This is a genomic window from Streptomyces sp. NBC_00464 (assembly GCF_036013915.1).
Taxonomy (GTDB): Bacteria; Actinomycetota; Actinomycetes; order Streptomycetales; family Streptomycetaceae; genus Streptomyces.
Map to the genome: position 1 here is coordinate 3891403 of NZ_CP107899.1, position 19629 is coordinate 3911031.

General features: G+C 72.0%; 21 protein-coding genes. 2 read left to right on the forward strand and 19 right to left on the reverse strand.

The window, feature by feature from the left end:
* Positions 1-55: 55 nt before the first annotated feature.
* A complete protein-coding gene (locus OG912_RS17560) occupies positions 56-271 on the reverse strand; it encodes a DUF6458 family protein (RefSeq protein WP_326737325.1) in 216 nt (71 codons plus the stop codon).
* Between the two features lie 90 nt (positions 272-361).
* Positions 362-952, reverse strand: a complete 591-nt coding sequence (locus OG912_RS17565; RefSeq protein WP_327710165.1) for a cysteine hydrolase family protein — start codon at positions 950-952, stop codon at positions 362-364.
* Between the two features lie 157 nt (positions 953-1109).
* Here OG912_RS17565 and OG912_RS17570 point away from each other — a divergent pair, with 157 nt between their 5' ends.
* Positions 1110-2108: a GlxA family transcriptional regulator gene (locus OG912_RS17570; RefSeq protein ID WP_327710166.1), complete on the forward strand. Its 999-nt coding sequence runs from the start codon at positions 1110-1112 to the stop codon at positions 2106-2108.
* A 55-nt stretch (positions 2109-2163) separates the two neighbouring features.
* On the opposite strand, the gene OG912_RS17575 is transcribed toward OG912_RS17570, so the two are convergent.
* The 4 genes from OG912_RS17575 to OG912_RS17590 form a co-directional block, all read right to left on the reverse strand.
* Positions 2164-3462 (reverse strand): M18 family aminopeptidase, encoded by a 1299-nt coding sequence (locus tag OG912_RS17575; RefSeq protein ID WP_327710167.1) that lies wholly within the window; start codon positions 3460-3462, stop codon positions 2164-2166.
* A gap of 62 nt (positions 3463-3524) precedes the next feature.
* Positions 3525-4199 (reverse strand): hypothetical protein, encoded by a 675-nt coding sequence (locus OG912_RS17580; RefSeq protein WP_327710168.1) that lies wholly within the window; start codon positions 4197-4199, stop codon positions 3525-3527.
* Between the two features lie 58 nt (positions 4200-4257).
* Complete coding sequence (locus OG912_RS17585) at positions 4258-4869, reverse strand: Uma2 family endonuclease (RefSeq protein ID WP_326737320.1); 612 nt, start codon at positions 4867-4869, stop codon at positions 4258-4260.
* 123 nt (positions 4870-4992) lie between these two features.
* The gene (locus tag OG912_RS17590; protein ID WP_326737319.1) at positions 4993-6819 is read right to left on the reverse strand and encodes an acyl-CoA dehydrogenase; all 1827 of its coding nucleotides are present in this window, start codon (positions 6817-6819) and stop codon (positions 4993-4995) included.
* Positions 6820-6967: 148 nt separating this feature from the next.
* Here OG912_RS17590 and OG912_RS17595 point away from each other — a divergent pair, with 148 nt between their 5' ends.
* Positions 6968-7408 (forward strand): SseB family protein, encoded by a 441-nt coding sequence (locus OG912_RS17595; protein ID WP_136207169.1) that lies wholly within the window; start codon positions 6968-6970, stop codon positions 7406-7408.
* 10 nt (positions 7409-7418) lie between these two features.
* Here the strand turns inward: OG912_RS17595 and OG912_RS17600 are convergent, their stop codons facing one another.
* From OG912_RS17600 to OG912_RS17660, 13 genes are all read right to left on the reverse strand, one after another.
* Positions 7419-8324 (reverse strand): ABC transporter permease, encoded by a 906-nt coding sequence (locus OG912_RS17600; protein WP_327710169.1) that lies wholly within the window; start codon positions 8322-8324, stop codon positions 7419-7421.
* Positions 8311-9069, reverse strand: coding sequence for an ABC transporter ATP-binding protein (locus OG912_RS17605; protein WP_327710170.1), 759 nt, complete (start codon positions 9067-9069; stop codon positions 8311-8313). Before OG912_RS17605 ends, OG912_RS17600 begins: the two co-directional genes overlap by 14 nt.
* Before the next feature lies 1 nt (position 9070).
* A complete protein-coding gene (locus OG912_RS17610; protein WP_327710171.1) occupies positions 9071-10444 on the reverse strand; it encodes a sulfate adenylyltransferase subunit 1 in 1374 nt (457 codons plus the stop codon).
* A 2-nt stretch (positions 10445-10446) separates the two neighbouring features.
* Positions 10447-11385, reverse strand: coding sequence for a sulfate adenylyltransferase subunit CysD (gene cysD / locus OG912_RS17615; protein ID WP_327710172.1), 939 nt, complete (start codon positions 11383-11385; stop codon positions 10447-10449).
* Positions 11382-11945: an adenylyl-sulfate kinase gene (cysC, locus tag OG912_RS17620; protein ID WP_327710174.1), complete on the reverse strand. Its 564-nt coding sequence runs from the start codon at positions 11943-11945 to the stop codon at positions 11382-11384. Before cysC ends, cysD begins: the two co-directional genes overlap by 4 nt.
* A gap of 3 nt (positions 11946-11948) precedes the next feature.
* Positions 11949-12770, reverse strand: a complete 822-nt coding sequence (locus tag OG912_RS17625; protein ID WP_327710175.1) for a glycosyltransferase family 2 protein — start codon at positions 12768-12770, stop codon at positions 11949-11951.
* Between the two features lie 88 nt (positions 12771-12858).
* Positions 12859-14130 (reverse strand): ATP-grasp domain-containing protein, encoded by a 1272-nt coding sequence (locus tag OG912_RS17630; RefSeq protein WP_327710176.1) that lies wholly within the window; start codon positions 14128-14130, stop codon positions 12859-12861.
* 30 nt (positions 14131-14160) lie between these two features.
* Entirely contained in the window at positions 14161-14958 is a 798-nt protein-coding gene (locus tag OG912_RS17635; protein ID WP_327710177.1) for a sulfotransferase, read from the reverse strand.
* Positions 14955-15854 carry a sugar phosphate isomerase/epimerase family protein gene (locus OG912_RS17640; protein WP_327710178.1) on the reverse strand — a complete coding sequence of 300 codons (900 nt, stop codon included), beginning with the start codon at positions 15852-15854 and terminating at the stop codon, positions 14955-14957. The genes OG912_RS17635 and OG912_RS17640 overlap by 4 nt, the downstream gene beginning before the upstream one ends.
* A complete protein-coding gene (locus OG912_RS17645) occupies positions 15851-16603 on the reverse strand; it encodes a hypothetical protein (RefSeq protein ID WP_327710179.1) in 753 nt (250 codons plus the stop codon). The genes OG912_RS17640 and OG912_RS17645 overlap by 4 nt, the downstream gene beginning before the upstream one ends.
* Entirely contained in the window at positions 16600-17544 is a 945-nt protein-coding gene (locus tag OG912_RS17650; RefSeq protein WP_327710180.1) for a Gfo/Idh/MocA family protein, read from the reverse strand. Before OG912_RS17650 ends, OG912_RS17645 begins: the two co-directional genes overlap by 4 nt.
* On the reverse strand, positions 17541-19088 hold the full coding sequence (locus tag OG912_RS17655) for an Ldh family oxidoreductase (protein WP_327710181.1): 1548 nt from the start codon (positions 19086-19088) through the stop codon (positions 17541-17543). Before OG912_RS17655 ends, OG912_RS17650 begins: the two co-directional genes overlap by 4 nt.
* A gap of 124 nt (positions 19089-19212) precedes the next feature.
* Positions 19213-19620, reverse strand: coding sequence for a glyoxalase (locus tag OG912_RS17660; RefSeq protein WP_326737306.1), 408 nt, complete (start codon positions 19618-19620; stop codon positions 19213-19215).
* Between the last annotated feature and the right edge of the window lie 9 nt (positions 19621-19629).

Below are 19629 nucleotides of genomic sequence, written 5' to 3' on the forward strand. Positions count from 1 at the left end.
ATGGTGAGGCGCCGGCGAAGGGGTGCGCCCGCTCGGCGGGGCGCACCCTGCCTGGTCACAGGCGGCGTTCGTCCTCGGACATCACAGTGGTGGGCGGCACGACCATGCGGCGCCGGCGCATCACGCTCGCGTAGACGAAGACGCCGATGACGCCGACGACCATCATGATCCAGCCGACCATGTCGACGTTGACGGTGTCGAGTTCCCAGTCGGTCGCGAAGGCGAGTATCGCCCCCGCACCGATGAGGATGATGCATCCTCCGAGTCCCATGAGCTCTGCCTCCTCGACGGCCGGAAGATCCGGGCCGTGTACGCAGCGGGTACCCGGTCCGGTGGCGGCCATGCTCCGGGGCGACAGCTCTCAGCCCAGGAACTCCTGCGTCGGGACGACGACCCCGTACAGGTCGGTGACGGTGGCGAGGGCGCTGAGGTGCACCTGGCGGGCGTCGAGCTCGGTGCCGGCGACCGGCAGGGAGCGGGTGGCGCAGGCGTCGGCCACGACGGTGGGCCGGTTGCCGCGCAGGAAGGCGCCCTGAGCGGTGAACTGGACGCACATGTGGGTCATGAACCCGGCGATGACGAGGTCGGTGCTGCCCGCGGCGTCGACGTGCTCGCCCAGGTCGGTGCCGAAGAAGGAGTCCGGTGCCTGCTTGACGACGACGGTCTCGCCGTCGGCGGGCGCGACGGCCGGGTGGATCCGGCCGATCTCGGCCCGGATGTCGTACGCGGAGCCTTCCCCGCCGTCGTTGATGACGTGGATGACCTTCGTGCCCGCCTCGCGGGCCCGTGCCAGGAGCCGGGCGCCGGCGTCGAGCGCGGCCTGCCAGCCGTCCAGCTCCATCACGCCGGTCGTGTAGGTGTTCTGGTAGTCGATGAGGACCAGGGTCGAGTCGGCCAGCTTCGCGGGGGTGTCGTCGAGGCCGTTGAGTCGGCGCAGTGTCGTTCGGGGCATGGCTGTCGCACCTCGGGTGTCGGGTCGGGGAGGTCGGCGCCCACCGTTCGGTGGGCCGTACCTGCGACGCTACGACCCACCCGCGGTGTCGGCAATGTCGTCTAACATGCAGAAAGCGACATCACGACCGCGTGCAAGGAAAGAGGCCCGGGAGCCTGTGAGTGCGAACACCGTCGACCGACTGGTCGTCATCGTCCTCTTCGACGGCGTCGACCTGCTCGACGTCACCGGACCGCCCGAGGTGTTCTCCCTGGCGCGCCGCGAGACGGACGAAGCGGCGGGTTACGAGGTGGTCCTCGCCGCCGAGACGACGGACCCGGTCACCACCGCCGCCGGGGTCCGGATCCTCCCCGACCGCACCTTCGACGACCTGGCGGCGAGGAGTATCGACACCCTTCTCGTGCCCGGAGCGGTGGAGGTGGAGGGCAGGGGCCGCGTGCACCCGCTCACCGACCCGGCCGTGGTGCGCCGGGTGGCGCAGTTGGCCGGGCGCACGCGCAGGGTCACGTCCGTCTGCGTCGGCGCGCACCTTCTCGCCGCCGCCGGACTCCTGGACGGCAAGCGGGCCACCACGCACTGGTCGACCGCACAGCGCCTCGCCGCCGACCACCCGCTGGTCGAGGTCGACCCCGATCCGATCTTCATCCGCGAGGGGGACGTGTGGACCGGTGCGGGGATCAGCGCCTGCCTCGATCTGTCGCTCGCGCTCATCGCCGACGACCTGGGTGAGGCCGTCGCGCTGCGGGTGGCCAGGCAGCTCGTGATGTACCTGAAGCGGCCGGGCGGGCAGAGCCAGTTCAGCGTGCCGCTGGAACAGGTCTCCACGACCCGGCGCATCGAGGATCTGCGGCACTACGTCATGCGCAACATCGGCGAACCGCTCACCGTCGCGGACCTCGCCGCGTACGGACATATCGGCGACCGGCAGCTCACCCGGATCTTCAAGTCGGAACTCGGCACGACGCCCCACGCCTACATCGAGTCGGTCCGCGTCGAGAGGGCGCGCAACCGGCTCGAAACCACCGACGCCACCCTGGAGCGGATCGCGTCCGCCTGCGGGTTCGGCACCGTCGACACCCTGGTCAGGGCGTTCCGCCGCAGGCTCGACACGACACCGACCGAGTACCGGCGCCGGTTCCGGACCGGCCCGGAATGACAGAGGTTCCCCTGTCCGTCACGCGTCGACAGGGGAACCACCGGGGTGTGTGCCGTCAGCCGGCGAGGAACGACACCAGGGCGTTCGCCAGGTGGTACGGGTCGTCGGCACCGCACAGCTCACGGGCGCTGTGCATGGACAGGATGGCCACGCCGATGTCGACCGTCTGAATGCCGTGCCGGGCGGCGGTGATCGGGCCGATCGTCGTGCCGCACGGCATCGCGTTGTTCGAGACGAACGTCTGCCACGGCACGCCCGCCTTCTCGCACGCCTCGGCGAACACGGCCCGGCCGCTGCCGTCGGTGGCGTAGCGCATGTTGACGTTGACCTTGAGGATCGGTCCGCCGTTGACGACCGGGTGGTGCGTCGGGTCGTGGCGCTCCGCGTAGTTGGGGTGGATCGCGTGGCCGGTGTCCGAGGAGAGGCAGACGGTGCCGGCGAAGGCGCGCGCCCGGTCCTCGTACGTACCGCCGCGGGCGAACACCGAGCGCTCCAGGACCGTGCCGAGCAGCGGTCCGTCCGCGCCGGTGTCGGACTGCGAGCCGTTCTCCTCGTGGTCGAAGGCGGCCAGCACCGGGATGTACGGGATCTCGGAGTCGGGCTGCCCGGCGACGGCGGCGAGCGCCGCGGTCGCCGCGTGCACGGAGAGCAGGTTGTCCATGCGCGGACCGGCCACCAGCTCGCGGTCACGGCCCAGGTAGGACGGTGCCTCGACGGGGTGCGGCATCAGGTCCCAGCCGGTGATGTCCTCGGCGTCGACGCCCGCCTCCTCGGCGACGAAGCGGATGAGGTCGCCCTCCTCGACGTCGCCGAGTCCCCAGATGGGCTGCATGTGCTTCTGGCGGTCGAGCTTGAGTCCGTCGGTGTTGGCCGACCGGTCCAGGTGCACGGCCAGCTGCGGGACGCGCAGCAGCGGCCGGTCGATGTCGACCAGCCGGTGCGTGCCGTCGCGCAGCGAGATCCGCCCGGCGAGACCGAGGTCGCGGTCCAGCCAGGTGTTGAGGAGCGTGCCGCCGTAGATCTCCACGGCGATCTGCCGCCAGCCGTACGCGCCGGTGTCGGGAAGCGGCTTCACCCGCAGGTTCGGCGAGTCGGTGTGCGCGCCCGCGATCCGGAACGGAGTGTGCGCCCCGGCGCCCTCCGGCACGTACCAGGCCACGATCGCGCCGCCGCGCAGGACGTACTTCCCGCCGGTGGTGCCGTCCCAGGCCGCAGTCTCCTCGACCTGCCGGAAACCGGCCTTCTCCAGCCTTGCCGCGGCGCTCGCCACGGCGTGGTACGGGGAGGGGGCGGACATCAGGAAGGCCATCAGATCGTCGGTGTGGCCGCGGTCGAACCGGGGGGAGGAACTCATGTTCTTCACTCTAACCAGACCGGACCGGGAGGATTCACCGTCGCCCCCCGGTGTCCACGCAGCTATTGCCCGGTCAGCGCCGAGGACGGCTTCTCGCCGTCCTGCGCCTGCTGGGCCCGCTCGGCGAACATGGCGGCGAAGTCCTTCACCTCCTGGTCGGAGACCGTCTTCTTGCCCTGGGTGCCGGTGCTGATGCCGAGTACGGTCGTGCCGACCCGGAGCTGGGTGATGGTGGCCGGGCCGCCCATCGTGCCCATCTCGGCGCGGTTGGCCACGTGTTCGCTGCCCGGATCGCCGATGTCGACCGGCACCGCGCCCACGCCGACCCGGTCCCCGCCGTAGTACTCGGCCAGTGCGTCATAGGCGGCGTCGGCGGACTTCTCGTCCTTGTAGGCCAGCGTCCAGAAGTTGAGCGAGGTGCCGTCGGGCTTGTGTGCGTAGGCCGAGGCGCCCCAGTAGGTGATGTGGTCGCAGGCCGTCGCGCGCTTCTTCTTGTTGACCGACAGGCATACCGACGGCGGGAACTCCGGGTTCGGCTCCTGGGCGTCCGGCGTCAACACGCTCCGCCAGCCCGGTACCGCCTTCGCGTCCGGCAGGACCGAGGAGACCTCCGCCTTGCCGAGCGCCTTCGCGGCGTCGTCGTCGCCGCCGCCCCCACTGCCGCAGCCCGCGAGCAGCAGCGCCGCCGCCGCGGCCGCAGCGCCCCGTATGTACCACCGCTTGCCCACACGACTCATGCGCCGGCCTCCCCCTCGGAATCGGGTTCGATCATAGGGAAGGCGCGGGCGGCTCCTGCTAGAGCCTGTCGATCGCCGTCAGATCGATATCGATGTCGTACGGAACGGAGAGCTTGAGCCGGTCGTGGTGAACACCGGTGGAGGTGTAGGTCTTGCACATCGCGTCGTACTCGTACGTCCACACTGCGGGCCGGTCGTGTTCCCCGCTCATCTCGACCCTCCAGAAGTGCGGGATGCCCGCTGCCGCGTACTTGGGCGGTTTGGCATCGCGGTCGCGGTCCTCGGAGTCGGGCGAGACGACTTCGACGGCGAGCAGGACGTCAGCGGCCTGGTAGCGGGTTTGCCGAAGGCCTCGATCGGCGTCCGCCTTCACGACTACGAGATCCGGCTCCGGAACATTCCGCCTGCCCAGCACGACGGCCATTTCCCGGCGCACCCGCAAGGCATCGGGAACGTGCAGGCGCAGCCCCTGCTCCAGCAGGTACATCGCCAGCGTGTGGAAATTCCGCTGCGGACTCACGAATACCAGGCTCCCGTCGATCAGCTCGGTGTGCGGCGGGAGGTCAAGCGTGAAGAATTCGTCCACGGTGTAGCCGTCCGTCGGCGGGACCGGCCACCTGGAGCCGTCCGGCTGGCGGTGCGGCGAGTCGGGCAGTGCCTCGGCAGTCATGGTTCCTCCCATGGACGGGATTCTCGGACCTGCACTCAGCGTACCCAGCCCATACGACAGCACCGCCACCCGAAAGCGTGTCCGGGTGACGGTGCGTGTTGACGATCTTGGCAGCGTAAGAGGCTAGAACGCGGCCTCGTCCAGCTCCATCAGGGAGTTGTCCACGGCCTCGGCCAGCGCGCGCTCGGCGCCGACGCCCGGCAGGATGTTCGCGGCGAAGAACTTCGCGGCGGCGATCTTGCCCTGGTAGAAGGCGACGTCCTTCGGGGAGGCGGTCGGCAGCTTCTCGGCGGCCACGGCCGCGCCCTTGAGCAGCAGGTAGCCGACGACGACATCGCCGGAAGCCAGCAGCAGGCGGGTCGAGTTGAGACCGACCTTGTAGATGTTCTTGACGTCCTCGCCGGTCGCGGTGAGGTCGGTGATCATCGTGCCGACGATCGCCTCCAGGTCCACGGCCGCCTTCGCGAGGTGGTCCAGTGCGCCGGACAGCTCCTCGTTGCCCTGGGCGCCCGCGAGGAACTTCTTGATCTCCTCGGAGAGCGTGTTGAGCGAGGCACCCTGGTCGCGGACGATCTTCCGGAAGAAGAAGTCCTGGCCCTGGATGGCCGTCGTGCCCTCGTACAGCGTGTCGATCTTGGCGTCACGGATGTACTGCTCGATCGGGTACTCCTGGAGGTACCCGGAGCCGCCGAACGTCTGGAGCGACTGCGCCAGCTGCTCGTACGACTTCTCGGAGCCGTAGCCCTTCACGATCGGGAGCAGCAGGTCGTTGAGACCGTGCAGCGCCTTCGCGTCCTCGCCCGCGGCCTCCTTCTCCTGGATCGCGTCCTGGACGGAGGCGGTGTACAGGACGAGGGAGCGCATGCCTTCGGCGTACGCCTTCTGCGTCATGAGCGAGCGGCGCACGTCGGGGTGGTGCGTGATGGTGACCTTGGGGGCCGTCTTGTCCATGAACTGCGACAGGTCGGTGCCCTGGACGCGCTCCTTGGCGTACTCCAGCGCGTTGAGGTAGCCCGTGGAGAGCGTCGCGATGGCCTTCGTGCCGACCATCATGCGGGCGAACTCGATGATGCGGAACATCTGGCGGATGCCGTCGTGCTTGTCACCGATCAGCCAGCCCTTGGCGGGGTGCTGGTCGCCGAACGTCATCTCGCAGGTGTTGGACGCCTTGAGGCCCATCTTGTGCTCGACGTTCGTCGCGTACACGCCGTTGCGCTCGGCCAGTTCGCCGGTGGTCCAGTCGAAGTGGAACTTCGGGACCATGAAGAGCGAAAGGCCCTTGGTGCCGGGTCCCGCACCCTCGGGGCGGGCCAGCACGTAGTGAATGATGTTCTCGGACATGTCGTGCTCGCCCGAGGTGATGAAGCGCTTCACGCCCTCGATGTGCCAGGAGCCGTCCTCCTGCTCGACGGCCTTCGTCCGGCCCGCGCCGACGTCGGAGCCGGCGTCCGGCTCGGTCAGCACCATCGTCGAGCCCCACTGCTTCTCGACGGCGATCTCGGCGATCTTCTTCTGCGCCTCGTTGCCCTCGTCGAAGAGGATGCCGGCGAACGCCGGGCCGGAGGAGTACATCCACACGGCCGGGTTGGCGCCCAGCAGCAGCTCCGCGTAACCCCAGATCAGGGAGCGCGGCGAGGTGGTGCCGCCGATCTCCTCGGGGAGGCCCAGGCGCCAGTACTCGGAGTCCATGAAGGCCTGGTACGACTTCTTGAAGGAGTCCGGGACCGGTGCGGTGTTGGTCTCCGGGTCGAAGACCGGCGGGTTGCGGTCGGCGTCGGCGTAGGAGTCGGCGAGCTCGTTCTCCGCGAGGCGGGCGACCTCGTCGAGGATGCTCTTCGCGGTCTCGACGTCCATCTCCGCGAACGGTCCGGTGCCGTACAGCTTGTCGCGCCCGAGGACCTCGAAGAGGTTGAACTCGATGTCGCGGAGATTCGACTTGTAGTGCCCCATGGGAAGGCTCCGTAATCAATAGCAGTGGCGCGCAGCGCCCCGTGGAGGGGTGGCCCGGACGTATCACCTGACCCCTACGATGATGCTACCCGTCGGTAATAAGACGCAACCCCTCAAGGGCCGGATGTGTCCGATTACTCTTTGCTCCATGTACGGCTACGACCAGAACCAGGGCGCACAGCAGCCGATGGGTGGCGGCTACGGCGAGCAGCCGCTGTATCCCGAACCCTCGCCGCCCTCGCTGGGCGACGCGGTACGGGCCTTCACGACCGGCTCGCTGTCCGCCGAGGACTTCCAGCAGATCTTCGCGACGTCGAAGGTCTACTGCCCGCGCGGCGACAATCCGGGCTTTCTCGCGCTGCACAACACCCAGCAGCCCGTGATCCCGATGTTCACCACGCTCAAGGAGCTGAGGCTGTACGCGGGCAAGGAGTCCAAGTACTTCGTGATCACCGGCGCCGAGGTGATCGACCTGCTGCCCACCGGCTACGGCTTCGTCCTGGACATGGAGGGCGAGCACCGCATGGTCTTCGACGCCAAGGCCGTGGAGCAGATGGTCGACTTCGCGATGCGCCGCATGTACGGCTGAGCGCTCGGGCTCACCGTTCCCGTGCGGCGGGCAGCCCGCGGGCGCGCAGTACCCGGCGCTGCACCGGTTCGAAGACGCCGGCCTCGACCACCACACCGACGGCCAGGATCACCACGGCGGCGGCCAGCACCGGGCTGAGGCGGCCGCTGCGCCGGCCGGCGTCGAGCAGCTGACCGAGGCCGGGCAGGGGGGTGGACGCCATCAGTTCCGCCGTCATCAGGGCCCGCCAGCCGAACGCCCAGCCCTGCCGGAGTGCGGCCACCACACCGGGGAGGGCGGCCGGAAGCAGGACGTGGCGTACCCCGGCGGCCCCCGTCGCCCCCATCGTGCGGCCCGCCCGCACCAGGAGCGGTGGCACCTGGTCCAGCGCGGTGAGGACCCCGGTCGCCACGGAGGGCACGGCACCGAGCAGCACCACCAGGTACACCGCACCGGACGAGGTGCCGAGGCAGATCACGGCGATCGGCACCAGGACCGCCGCGGGCAGTGACTGGAAGGCACTCAGCAAAGGGGCGAGGGGCGCCCGCACCAGCCCGGACCGGTGCAGCAGCAGACCCAGCGGAACCCCCACCGCCGCGGACGCCGCGAACCCCGCGAGGCAGCGGCCCAGGCTGTGCAGCAGTCCGGAGCCGAGCGTCCCCGCGGACCAGGCGTCGGACAGATCGCGCAGGACCGTCACCGGGGCGGGCAGCACCGGTGACAGGCCGAGCAGATGAACCAGCTGCCAGAGACCCACCACCAGCAGGACCGCCGAGCAGCCCGGCCCGACGCGCTCGGCGACGCGCATCGCCGCCGCCCGGGCGCGGCCCCGGCGCACGGCCCCGTCGGGCGGCTCGCCCGGACGGCCCCCGCCGGACCGTCCGGCTCCGGCGGGCAGCGCGTCCGCCGGAGGGGCGGCGCTGTCAACAGCGGGCACAGCGGTCGGCCTCCTCGCCGAGTCGGGCCGTGATCTCGTCGACGAGACGGGCCGCGTCCGGGGCGTCGGTGCCGCACGCCGACCGGTGCCCGACGGACCACTCGGCCACCACACGGCCCGGCCCCGACGACATCAGCACCACCCGGTTCCCCAGCGCCACGGCCTCCCTGACGTCATGGGTCACGAAGAGCACCGCCGTCCCCCGTTCCGCGCAGACCCGGACGAGCTCGCGGTGCAGTGTCGCCCGGGTCACCGCGTCGAGCGCCGCGAACGGCTCGTCCATCAGCAGCACGTCCGCGCCCTGCGCCAGGGCGCGGGCCAGGGCGACCCGCTGGCGCATGCCGCCGGACAGCTCGTGCACCCGCTGCCCGTAGGCCTCGGGGAGCCCCGCCAGGGAGAGGAGGCTCCTGGCCCGTTCGCGCCGGGGGCCCGCGGAGACGCCCGCGAGGCGGAGCGCCAGTTCGACGTTCCGGCCCGCCGTGAGCCACGGGAACAGGGCGTGGTCCTGGAACATCACGGCCGGACGTCTGCCCGTGACGGCGATGCTCCCCGCGCACGCCGTGTCCAGCCCGGCGACCAGATGGAGCAGGGTCGACTTGCCCGAACCGGACGCGCCGACGACGCACACGAACTCGCCCCTGGTGAGCCGCAGCCGGACGTCGTCCAGCACGACACGACGGTCCGCGCCCGTGCCGTACCCCTTCGTGACGCCGCGGACCTCGACGACCGTGGTGTCTCCCGTCATCTCAGAAGTCCCAGCCCTCGTCGCCGGGTCCGGGGACGCCGGTGGCGCCTTCGGTGAAGGCGTCGCCCGCCATGCCGGCGGCGAGCGTGGTCCCGTCGGCGGGGTCGATCAGCAGGAACGAGCCGGTCGGCCGGGAGCGGGCATAGGGGTCGAGCGCGAGCGGTTCGGCGGTGCGCACCACGACCCGGCCGATGTCGTTGGCGACCAGCTGCCCCGGGGCGGGGTGCTGGGAGAGGCCGTCGAGGGTGAGCCGCGAGGGGATGTCCTTGACGATCGCCTTGACGGTCCGGGTGGTGTGCTTGAGGAGCACCCGCAGGCCGACGGTGAGGGGAATGTCGGCGAGGTGACAGACGGTGGCCTCGACGTCCTGCGTGGTGGCGGGCGCGTCGTCGCTCGGCACGATGAGGTCGCCGCGCGAGACGTCGATGTCGTCCGCCAGCAGAAGGGTGACCGACTGCGGGGCCCGGGCCGTGTCCACGGTCCGGCCGAGCAGGTCGATCCCGGAGATCCGCGAGGTGCGGCCGGAGGGAAGCACGGTGACGGCGTCGCCCACCCGGAAGGCCCCGGTCTCGATCCGGCCGGCATAGCCCCGGTAGTCGGGGTGCTCGGCCGTCTGCGGCCGGATCACGCACTGCACCGGGAAGCGGGCGGGCTCCGCACGGCCCGCGACCGCACCCGGGCCGTCCCCGGGCAGCGGGGACACGGGCACGGTCTCCAGGTGTTCCAGGACGCTCGGTCCGTCGTACCAGGGGGTGCGCGCGGAGCGTTCCACCACGTTGTCACCGGTGAGCGCGGAGATCGGGATCGCGGTGACCTCGGGGATGCCGAGCCCGGTCGCGTACTGCGAGAACTCCTCGGCGATCGCCCCGAACACCGGCTGCGCGAAGCCGACCAGGTCCATCTTGTTGACCGCGAGGACCACGTGCGGGACCCGCAGCAGCGCGGTCAGCGCCGCGTGCCGGCGGGTCTGCTCGACCACGCCGTGGCGGGCGTCGACCAGGATCACGGTCAGTTCGGCCGTCGACGCGCCCGTCACCATGTTGCGGGTGTACTGCACATGCCCCGGGGTGTCGGCGAGGATGAACCGGCGCCGCGCCGTGGCGAAGTACCGGTAGGCCACGTCGATGGTGATGCCCTGTTCCCGCTCGGCCCGCAGCCCGTCGGTCAGCAGCGCCAGGTCCGGCACCTCCTGGCCCCGGCCCCGGGAGACCGCCGCCACGGCCTCCAGCTGGTCGGTGAGGACCGACTTGGAGTCGTGCAGCAGCCGGCCGACCAGCGTCGACTTGCCGTCGTCCACGGAGCCCGCGGTGGCGAAACGCAACAGGGTCACCGCCGCCGGCGGCCGGACGCCCGTCCGCTGAATCGTGTCGGTCATCTCTAGAAGTACCCTTCGCGCTTGCGGTCTTCCATCGCGGCCTCGGACAGCCGGTCGTCGGCCCGGGTGGCGCCCCGTTCGGTGAGCCGGGACGCGGCGATCTCCGTGATCACCGCGTCCAGCGTGGCCGCGGCCGAGTCCACCGCACCGGTACAGGACATGTCGCCGACCGTGCGGTAGCGGATCAGCCGCCGCTCCACCGGCTCCGCGCGCTTCGGACCGCCCCAGCCGCCCGCGGTCAGCCACATCCCCGACCGCCGGAACACCTCCCGCTCGTGCGCGAAGTAGATCCCGGGCAGCTCGATGCCCTCACGCCGGATGTACTGCCAGACGTCGAGCTCGGTCCAGTTCGACAGCGGGAAGACCCGCACATGCTCGCCGGGCGCGTGACGGCCGTTGTACAGCTGCCACAGCTCGGGACGCTGACGGCGCGGATCCCACTGCGAGAACGCGTCGCGCAGCGAGAACACGCGTTCCTTCGCCCGCGCCTTCTCCTCGTCCCGCCGCCCGCCGCCGAACACCGCGTCGAACCGGTGCTCCTGGATCGCCTCCGTCAGCGGCACCGTCTGCAGCGGATTGCGCGTGCCGTCCGGGCGCTCCCGCAGCACACCCCGGTCGATGTAGTCCTGCACCGAGGCGACCCGCAGCCGCAGTCCGTGCCGGGACACCACCCGGTCGCGGAAGTCGAGCACCTCGGGGAAGTTGTGCCCGGTGTCCACATGGAGCAGCGTGAACGGCACCGCGGCCGGTGCGAACGCCTTCAGTGCCAGATGCAGCATGACGATCGAGTCCTTGCCGCCGGAGAAGAGGATCACCGCCCGCTCGAACTCCCCGGCCACCTCCCGGAATATGTGCACCGCCTCGGACTCCAGCACGTCCAGATGGGAGAGCGCGCGGGGGCCGCCCGCGGTGTCGCGGGGCGGCCCGGCGGTCGTGGTCACAGCAGACCCCTCTCGGTGAGCAGCGCGTGTACGGCCGCGACGCACTCGGGCACCGTCCGGTCCTGCGTCCCGATCCGCAGATCCGGCGCCACCGGCGCCTCGTAGGGGTCGTCGACCCCGGTCAGCCCGCTGATGGCGCCCGCCGCCTGCCGTGCGTACAGGCCCTTCACATCACGCGCCGAGCACACCTCCACGGGCGTGGCGACATGCACCTCGACATACGCGGTGCCCTCCAGCCGGTGCCGTGCGCGTACGGCCTCGCGGCTGTCCGCGTACGGCGCGATCACCGGCACCAGCGTCAGTACGCCGTGGGACGCCAGCAACTGTGCGACGAAGCCGATGCGTTGCACGTTGATGTCCCGGTCCTTCCGGCTGAATCCCAGACCCGCCGAGAGGAACGTGCGGATCTCGTCGCCGTCCAGGAGTTCGGCCCGCCGGCCCTCCGCGCGCAGACGTCCGGCCAGCGCGCGGGCGATCGTGGTCTTGCCGGCGCTCGGCAGCCCGGTGAGCCAGACCGTGGCTCCCGGGTCCGCGCGGCGCACCGCCCCCGTACCCGCCATCGCTCAGGCCGCCGGAAGGGCGGTGGCCAGCGAATTCGCCGCCTGGAGCCCCAGGTTGAGGCCGGCGGCGGCCGGGTCGTCCGACCAGGGCTGGGACCTGGCGCTGGCAGCGATCCGGCGCAGCGCGGCCGCCGGTGCGCTGCGCGGGGCCAGCCGGCCCGCGCGCCAGGCCTCGCGCAGGGCGATGCCCGCACCCTTGCTGTTGCGGTGGGCTATGCGGAGCCCGGGGACGAAGTACACCCGGCCACCCGAGTCGGCGAGCCGCTCGACGAGGCCGTTGTCGCTCGCGGTGACCACGTCGGGGAACCCCTCGGCGTCCCGGAACGCGTCCGTCCACACCGCCGAGTTGCCGCCCGCGAAGAACGTGACCTCGCTGCCGGGGACGTGCTGGGCGTAGCGGACCTCGTAGCGGTATTGGCGGGCGCGCGCCACCACGCTGCTGTCGAACGGCAGCACCCTGCCGGTGATCGCCGCGCGCTCGGGGGTCAGGGCCTCGTCGAGGACGTCGAACCAGTCGGGCAGTGGCCGGGCGTCGTCGTCGAGGAACGCCAGGACGTCACCGGTCGCCTCCTGGCCGGCGAGATTACGGCCGGCCGCGGCGCCGCGGCGCCGTTCGTGGCGCAGCAGGCGTACGGGGAAGGGATGGGCCGATTCGTCGACGCGCAGCGGGGTGTCCGAGGCGTCGTCGACGAGGATCACCTCGTGGACGACGTCCGTGGCGCACGCCGCGATCGAGGCCAGCAGCAGGTCGATGTCGGTGGGACGGTTCCGGGTGGCGACCACCACGGAGACCCGCTTGCCGCCTTCTGGGGGTGTCGTGCTCATCGCAGTACTACTCCTTGCGGACGTTCGTCGGCGCCCGCGTACAGGGGGCCGGCCGGGTATCTGAGGGGGTGCGGCAGGACGCGGCCGGTCATCGGGACGGGGCGGCGAACGGGTCGAGGACCTCGTCCACCTCGTCGAGGAGCGTGCCGAGCGTGGCGGCCGGAGCGTCGGCGGCGGCCGGCTCGGTGGTGATCACGATCCGGGCCGCGGCCTCGGCGGCGAGCCGCACGGCCGCCTCCCGGTCGGCCGCGCGGACCACGACATAGCCGCAGCGGTCCTCCGACCAGCGCAGTTCGTGCACCGTGTCCCCGGGCTCCACCTGGACGTCGACCTGGACCACGCCGTCCATGGCCTCGGCCCGTTCCGCGCCCGTCACCGAGGTGACGGTCCCCGGGGCGGCGACGAGGAAGCGGATGGCGGCCGCGCCCGCCGGCTCCCCCTGCTGCCGCAGCGGGTCGCCGTCCAGGGCGAGCCGGTAGGCGGCCTCCTCCAGGTCGATGCCGTGGACCAGGCGCACCAGGTCGTTGATGCGGTCCCCGCCGCGACGGCTGTGCGACTCGATGACGCGGGGACCGGCGGCGGTGAGGATCAGTTCGGTGTGCGCGGGACCGTCGACGAGGCCCACGGCGTCCAGCAGGGCCTCGACCGTCGACGTGACGGCCGACCCTTCGCTCTCGTCCAGCTGCGCGGGCACCACATGACCGAGTTCGACCACACCCTGTCCGGTCTCCTTGCCGGTGACGGCGACGACGGTGTGCGCGCCGTCCCGGGAGAAGGTCTCGACACTGAGTTCCTCGCCGACCAGCCACTCCTCGGCCATGAAGTCGTCGAGGCCGAAGGCCTCGCGCCACGCCCACGCCTCGTCGACCTCGTCGACGGACGCGATCCGGCGGACCCCCAGGCTGCCGGAGCCCATGGTCGGCTTGAGCACGGCCGACCCGGTGGCCTTCACGAAGTCGCGCAGCTCGTCGGCGGTCGGCCGGGTCAGTGTCCGCACCGGTCCGATGCCCCGCTCGTTCAGCAGGGCGCGCAGGGCCGGCTTGTCGTGCAGCAGCCGGGTGGTCCGCTCGGAGTTGCCGGGCAGCCCGAGCACGTCGGTGAGATGGCCCGCCACCACCTGGGCCGCCTCGGTCTGGGTGAAGACCCGGGCGAACGGGCGCTGTCGGTGCAGGACCTGCACCAGGGCGGTGACGGTGGGAACGTCCTGGTAGTCGACGAGCAGCAGCTGGGAGCAGTGCTCCACCACGTCCGGATCGAACGCGGAGGGCTTCTGGATGTGCACCACGTCGAGGCCGAGCGCTGCGGCCTTGCGGACGATGCCGGCCTTTCCGCCGACGACGAGAACGCGGGTTGCGGCCAAGGGAATCACCTTCGTTGGGAGTGCGGCGGATCAGATCGGGGCGGGTGCGGGAAGCGCGGACAGGCGCAGCGCCTCCCACACCGAGGCGGTGTCCGCCGGCAGAGCGGACGTGTCCGCGGCCGGGGACCGGGGCTTCAGCCCGGAGAGGTACGGCGCGAGGTCGAGTCCGGTGAACCGTGACAGGCGCTCGGTCTCCTCGCCCCGGCACAGTGCGTGGTACTCGACGACCAGGGCGTTCCCGTCCGGCACCGAGGGTGCGAAGTCGAGCCAGTGCCCGTTCCAGGCCGTCCACTTGGCGAGGGCCGCCTCCTCGGTGAGCGGCACATAGGGCCGGTCGCCCTTCCAGCGCAGCATCGAGCGGGCCGCCTCCACCGGGTGGCGCACCAGCATCACGTAACGGGCGTCCGGCAGCACCTCGCCGAACCACGGCAGATGCAGCAGGTACTCGTTGTACTTGTCCCCGCAGTAAGGCAGTTCGCCCTGGGTGTCGGCCAGGATCCGCCGGGCCAGTTCCACCGGATCGTCTCCGCAGGAGCCCTCGGCGACGTCCCTGGCGGCGGCCCGCAGGCTCTGTTCCACCCGGGCGCGCCAGCGCTCGACGCCCGAGCCGTCCGGCGGCCGGCGGTCCAGGGCGTACAGGATCTCGTCCGTGCGCAGGTGGCGGTCCGTCAGGTCCTGCCGGTTCAGCCAGCGGTGCAGCAGATAGGGGAGCTTGCCGTTGACGGTGAAGTGGCCGCCAGCGTCGTGGAAGGCCAGGTTCATCGCGTAGGCGAGGGCGGTGGTGCCGCAGCGCTGGCCCCCGAGCAGGATCACCGGTGAGCCGCTCATGCGCCGGCCTCCACCGTGTGCGTGTCCGGGGCGGCGGGGACGGCGTCCTCGCCCTGGGTCCGCGCCATCTCGCGGAGCAGCCGCATACAGGTGCTGCTGGCCTCGAAGCCGCCGGAGGTGAACTCCTCTCCCCATGGCTCGTCCCGCTGGGCCTGGGTCAGTTCCCGGCCGACGCGCCAGTGCGTCTCCAGCGAGATCCAGTCCCGGTACCCGTCCTCGGCCAGCCGGGCGAGGATCGCGGGCCAGGGCAGGTCCCCGTCACCGAGGCGGACGTAGGCCCGCTGCCCGTCCGGATCCTTCACATGGACGTGCCGGATGCGCTCGCGGCCGAGCGCGTAGTCCTGCGGGAACGGGGCCGGGTCCCAGCCGCTGAAGACGCTGTTGCCCGGATCCCACAGGATGCCGAGCCGGTCGTCGCCCAGCGCGTCCAGGAACTCCAGCGTGTGCCGCATGGTCGGGCTGTTGGTCCGCATGCCCGTCTCGACGAGAAGGGGGACGCGTCCGAAGGGGACGCCGTCCAGGACCTCGCGGGCCGCGGCGGCGGCCCTGCGCGGGTCGGGGTCGCCCTGCCGGTAGAAGGTGAAGATGCGGACGAACGGTGCTCCGAGCAGCTCGGCCCGGCGCACGGAGTCCGTGACCAGGTCGCGGACGGAGTCCGCCTCCGCCGCCGTGCGGGGCAGTTCGCACTTCAGCGCCGGCGGGTCGAAGCCGGCCACCCGCAGTCCGTGCCGGGCCACGGTCTCCCGTATCCCGGCAAGGGCGGCGTCGTCCATGCGATGCGGCGCCACACCACCGCTGGAGCGGATCTCCAGTCCGTCGAAGCCGAGACGGGACGTGGTGGCCGCCGCCTGCTCGATGTCCTGGGACAGTTCGTCGTTGATGACGGCGAATCTCACGAAGGGGTCTCCTCGCTGAGTGCCTGGGAAGGGGACGGGTCCGGTGGGTACCACTCGAGCAGCAGGGCGATGTCCTCGGCGAGGGACGGTGCCTTCGACTCGACGGTGACCGCCCGCAGTTCACCGGCCGCGTCGAGGACCTTCCGGGTCAGCTCGGGCCGCGCGGAGGCCAGCGGACGGTGCCGCGAGGTGCCGGGCTGTTCCCAGTCGAAACCCTTGACCTGGGCGTACGGGATCCAGGAGGCGAGCCGGGCCGCCGCCGCGACGGGGTCGCCGTCGATTCGGGCGAGGCCCATGGTGTCGAGCAGGACCGAGGTGCCCGCGCGGTGGCACAGCTCCTCCAGCTCGGGGACGTCGGCGTATCCGTGGTGGGTCTCCACCAGCACCAGCGAGCTGTCACCGACCCTGGCGGCCAGCGCCCCGACCTGCGCGAGCGTCAGAGCGAGGCGGTCGGGGGCGGTGCAGCCGGCGGCCGCGAAGACCTTCACCGGCAGGCCCCGCTCGGGCATGCGAAGGGCGTCGATCGAGCCGGGCGGGTGCTCGGGAGCGCCCAGCACGGTGGAGACGCCCACGAAGCACACCTCGGCCCCGGCGGCGCGCAGGGCGTCGAGCCCTCCGGCCTCCCAGGCGTGGCCCTTGCCCTCCCGGACGTCGACGGCCGTGCCGCCGGACGAGAGGACGAGGCCGGCCAGGGCCGCGGCGTCGAGGGCCGGCGCCGAGCCGGAGGAGACGCCGATCAGCGGCCTCACGCGGCCACCGCCTCGGCGGCGGTGGCGACCGACGAGAGGATCTCGGTCACCGCACGGGCACCGTCGAGATGGCAGCGGGCCGGGGGACGGCCCGTCGCCACGGCCTCGGCCATCTCGCGGTAGACCTCGGTCCGCAGTTCCGAGGTCGGCACCGTGGGCCAGGTCTGCTCGGTGCCGCCGATCTGGGTCATCACGGTGCCGTCGGTGATGTTGAACCCTCCGTCGGGCCCCAGGACCTGGAGCCGTTCGGTACGGACCATCGACTCGGCGGTCACGGTGAACGCGAGGGTGGCCCCGGACCGGAAGGTGACCATGCCCGTGACACGGGTGTCGATGCCGGCGGCGACCTCCCTGGTCGGCGTCAGGCGCACCGACTCCGGCCGCCCGAGCAGCTGACAGGCCAGGTCGAGGTAGTGGACTCCCAGATGGGCGGAGATCCCGCCCAGGGCCGCGGCGGGATCGCTGCGCCACCCGGCACGCCGGTAGTGGGCCGGCGGCCGGAACCGCGACACCTCCAGGACCGCGGTGACGGAGGGCGCCGACCAGGCGGCGTCGAGCGCCGCCGCGGGCAGCCGCATCCGGTGCTGGAGCATGACACCGACCGGCAGTCCGGTCCGCCGGGCGGCGGCCGCCACGCTGTCGATCTCGTCCACGGACACGGCGGGCGGCTTCTCCAGCAGGACGGCCTTGCCCGCCTCCAGCGCCTCGACCGCCAGCCGTGCCCGCCCGCCGGGCGGGACGCACAGGGCCACCAGGTTCACATCGGGGTCGTCGAGGAGCTCGCCCCAGGAACCGGCCCGGCGGTGATCGCCGGTGTCGACCGTGGGGTCCCGCTCCAGGACGGAGACGATCCCCGCGTCCGGCAGCCGCTCCAGAGCGGCGGCGTGCTGCTGGGCGGCGATGCCGAATCCGACGACGCCCACACCGAGTCGTGTGTTCATGCTGCACCTCCTGTCGTGGCCGGGGCGGCCTGCGGAGCGGCCCAGCCGAGCTGTTCGACGACCGACGCCGGTACGGGAACGCCGTGTTCGGCTGCTGCGGCCTCGGCCAGCCGCTCCTGCTGCTCCGGCAGATGGATCTCCGGGGGCCCCTGGGGGTAGCCGGCGGCCACCGCGCCCGACAGGACGTCGAGCAGCTTCTCCACCGGCGGGTTGCCGAACGCGTCCGGAGACAGGGCGAGAAACAGCTGGGAGCAGTCCATCGCCCGCTCGGGCTCGGCGCGCTGCTTGTGGACGAGCGGGCTCACCGTGCCGCCGGCCAGAATGCCGGCCAGTACCTCGGTGATCACCGCGACGCCGAGGCCCTTGTGACCGCCGAAGACCGGCACGGCACCGCCGCGGTCCAGCTCCTCCGGATCGGTGGTGGGACGGCCCTCGCGGTCCACCAGCCAGGTCGCGGGCACCCGTTCGCCGCGGTGTGCGGCATGCCGGATCTTGCCGCTGGCGACCGTCCCGGTGGCGAAGTCCACCACGAGCGGGGACGTGCCCTCACGGGGGACGACCATGCACACCGCGTCGTTCCCGAGCGTCGGGCGCCCCGCGCCGGGGGCGGCGACGCTCGCGCCCGAGACGTTCAGGACGAGGCCGACGACACCGTGGCGGACGAAGTGGTCGCGGTAGGCGGCGAGCATGCCGATGTGGTTGTTGCCCCGGACCGCGACGGCGGCCAGCCCGGTGCGGGCCGCCCGCTCGGCGCACCGGCGGGCCGCGAGGTCGGCGGCGACCTGCCCGAACCCGCCGCGTGCGTCCACGCGTACGACGGAGCCGTCCTCCTGGCCCCACTCCGGTTCGGCGGCGGGGTCGATGCCGCCCTGCCGCAGCCGGTCGAGGTACATCGGCAACAGGCCGACGCCGTGCGAGAAGTGGCCCCGCACATCGGCGTCCACCAGCACCCGGGCGACCAGGGCGGCGCGCTCGGCGCCGACCCCGGCGGCGGTCAGCGATCCGGCCGCCGCCTCCAGGAGCGCCTCGGTGCTGAAGCGGACCTCCGCCTTCGGACGGGGTGCGGGACGGGGCGCCCGGTTGAGGTGCACGGTCCGGTCGGCGGTGGCCGCCGTACCGGCGTCGGTGGTGACCAGGAGCACCGCGCTGCCCCGCCGGGCCGCGGTGCGCGCCGGTTCGGCGCCGTACTCCTCGGACCGCGGTCCGCCGACGGCGTCGACGACCACGACGGGAGCCGGACCGTCCGGGCAACGGCCCTCGGCGGCCACCACGCTCACACCCGCCGGCGTGACCGGGGTGACCCGCCGGGACCGGCCGGCGTCGCCGACGACTATGGCCCCGTACTGGGCCCGCCGTCGTCCGGCGAGCACCTGGGTCAGCGCGGCCGCGGACCCGGTGTCGTCCGCGAGCACCGCGACGATCTCGCCGGCGGCCACGGTGACGGTCAGCCCCGCGATCAGGATGCGCTCCGCGCCCTCGGGGCCCTCGGCCACGATCAGGTCCGCGATGCGGAATGCGGGCGGCCTGCCCGCTGCTTCGGTCATTGCTGGCTCCTCGAAATGCCGTGGGACGGGTCGGAACGCCATCAGGGCGCCCAGGGGGGGCCGGTACGGAGTCGTCCCGCGGTGTCACGGGACGACTCCGTACCGGCCCTCGGGCCGATGTCCCCTAGGACGCGGCCTGCGGCTCCAGGAACTCCAGCCGGTTGCCGAACTTGTCGAACGCGTAGAAGCGGTCGTGGCCCGGGAAGTTGTCGTCCCACGTCACCTCGTGGCCGCCCTCCTCCAGGCGCTTGGCCAGGCCGCGCAGCGACTCGACGAGGATGCCGGGGTGCGCCTTGCGCGCGGGCGAGAAGTCCTGCTCGACGCCGAGGTGGACCTCCAGGCCACCGCCGCGGAACCAGCACCCGCCCCGCGCGGCCAGGACCGGGGGCTTCTCCAGCTCCGTCATCCCGAGCACCTCGCCCCAGAACGCGCGGCACTGGTCCTCGCCGCCCGGCGGAATGGCGAGCTGGACGTGGTGCAGGCCACCGAACGCGTAGTCGGCGGTGTCCGGTTCGTTGTTCTGATCGGTCATGTCTCTTCT

Bases quoted from the DNA above. Each gene is read 5' to 3' on its own strand.
- OG912_RS17560 (WP_326737325.1), bottom strand. From the start codon at position 271: ATGGGACTCGGAGGATGCATCATCCTCATCGGTGCGGGGGCGATACTC.
- OG912_RS17565 (WP_327710165.1), bottom strand. From the start codon at position 952: ATGCCCCGAACGACACTGCGCCGACTCAACGGCCTCGACGACACCCCC.
- OG912_RS17575 (WP_327710167.1), bottom strand. From the start codon at position 3,462: ATGAGTTCCTCCCCCCGGTTCGACCGCGGCCACACCGACGATCTGATG.
- OG912_RS17580 (WP_327710168.1), bottom strand. From the start codon at position 4,199: ATGAGTCGTGTGGGCAAGCGGTGGTACATACGGGGCGCTGCGGCCGCG.
- OG912_RS17585 (WP_326737320.1), bottom strand. From the start codon at position 4,869: ATGACTGCCGAGGCACTGCCCGACTCGCCGCACCGCCAGCCGGACGGC.
- OG912_RS17590 (WP_326737319.1), bottom strand. From the start codon at position 6,819: ATGGGGCACTACAAGTCGAATCTCCGCGACATCGAGTTCAACCTCTTC.
- OG912_RS17595 (WP_136207169.1), top strand. From the start codon at position 6,968: ATGTACGGCTACGACCAGAACCAGGGCGCACAGCAGCCGATGGGTGGC.
- OG912_RS17605 (WP_327710170.1), bottom strand. From the start codon at position 9,069: ATGACGGGAGACACCACGGTCGTCGAGGTCCGCGGCGTCACGAAGGGG.
- OG912_RS17610 (WP_327710171.1), bottom strand. From the start codon at position 10,444: ATGACCGACACGATTCAGCGGACGGGCGTCCGGCCGCCGGCGGCGGTG.
- cysC (WP_327710174.1), bottom strand. From the start codon at position 11,945: ATGGCGGGTACGGGGGCGGTGCGCCGCGCGGACCCGGGAGCCACGGTC.
- OG912_RS17625 (WP_327710175.1), bottom strand. From the start codon at position 12,770: ATGAGCACGACACCCCCAGAAGGCGGCAAGCGGGTCTCCGTGGTGGTC.
- OG912_RS17635 (WP_327710177.1), bottom strand. From the start codon at position 14,958: ATGAGCGGCTCACCGGTGATCCTGCTCGGGGGCCAGCGCTGCGGCACC.
- OG912_RS17650 (WP_327710180.1), bottom strand. From the start codon at position 17,544: ATGAACACACGACTCGGTGTGGGCGTCGTCGGATTCGGCATCGCCGCC.
- OG912_RS17655 (WP_327710181.1), bottom strand. From the start codon at position 19,088: ATGACCGAAGCAGCGGGCAGGCCGCCCGCATTCCGCATCGCGGACCTG.
- OG912_RS17660 (WP_326737306.1), bottom strand. From the start codon at position 19,620: ATGACCGATCAGAACAACGAACCGGACACCGCCGACTACGCGTTCGGT.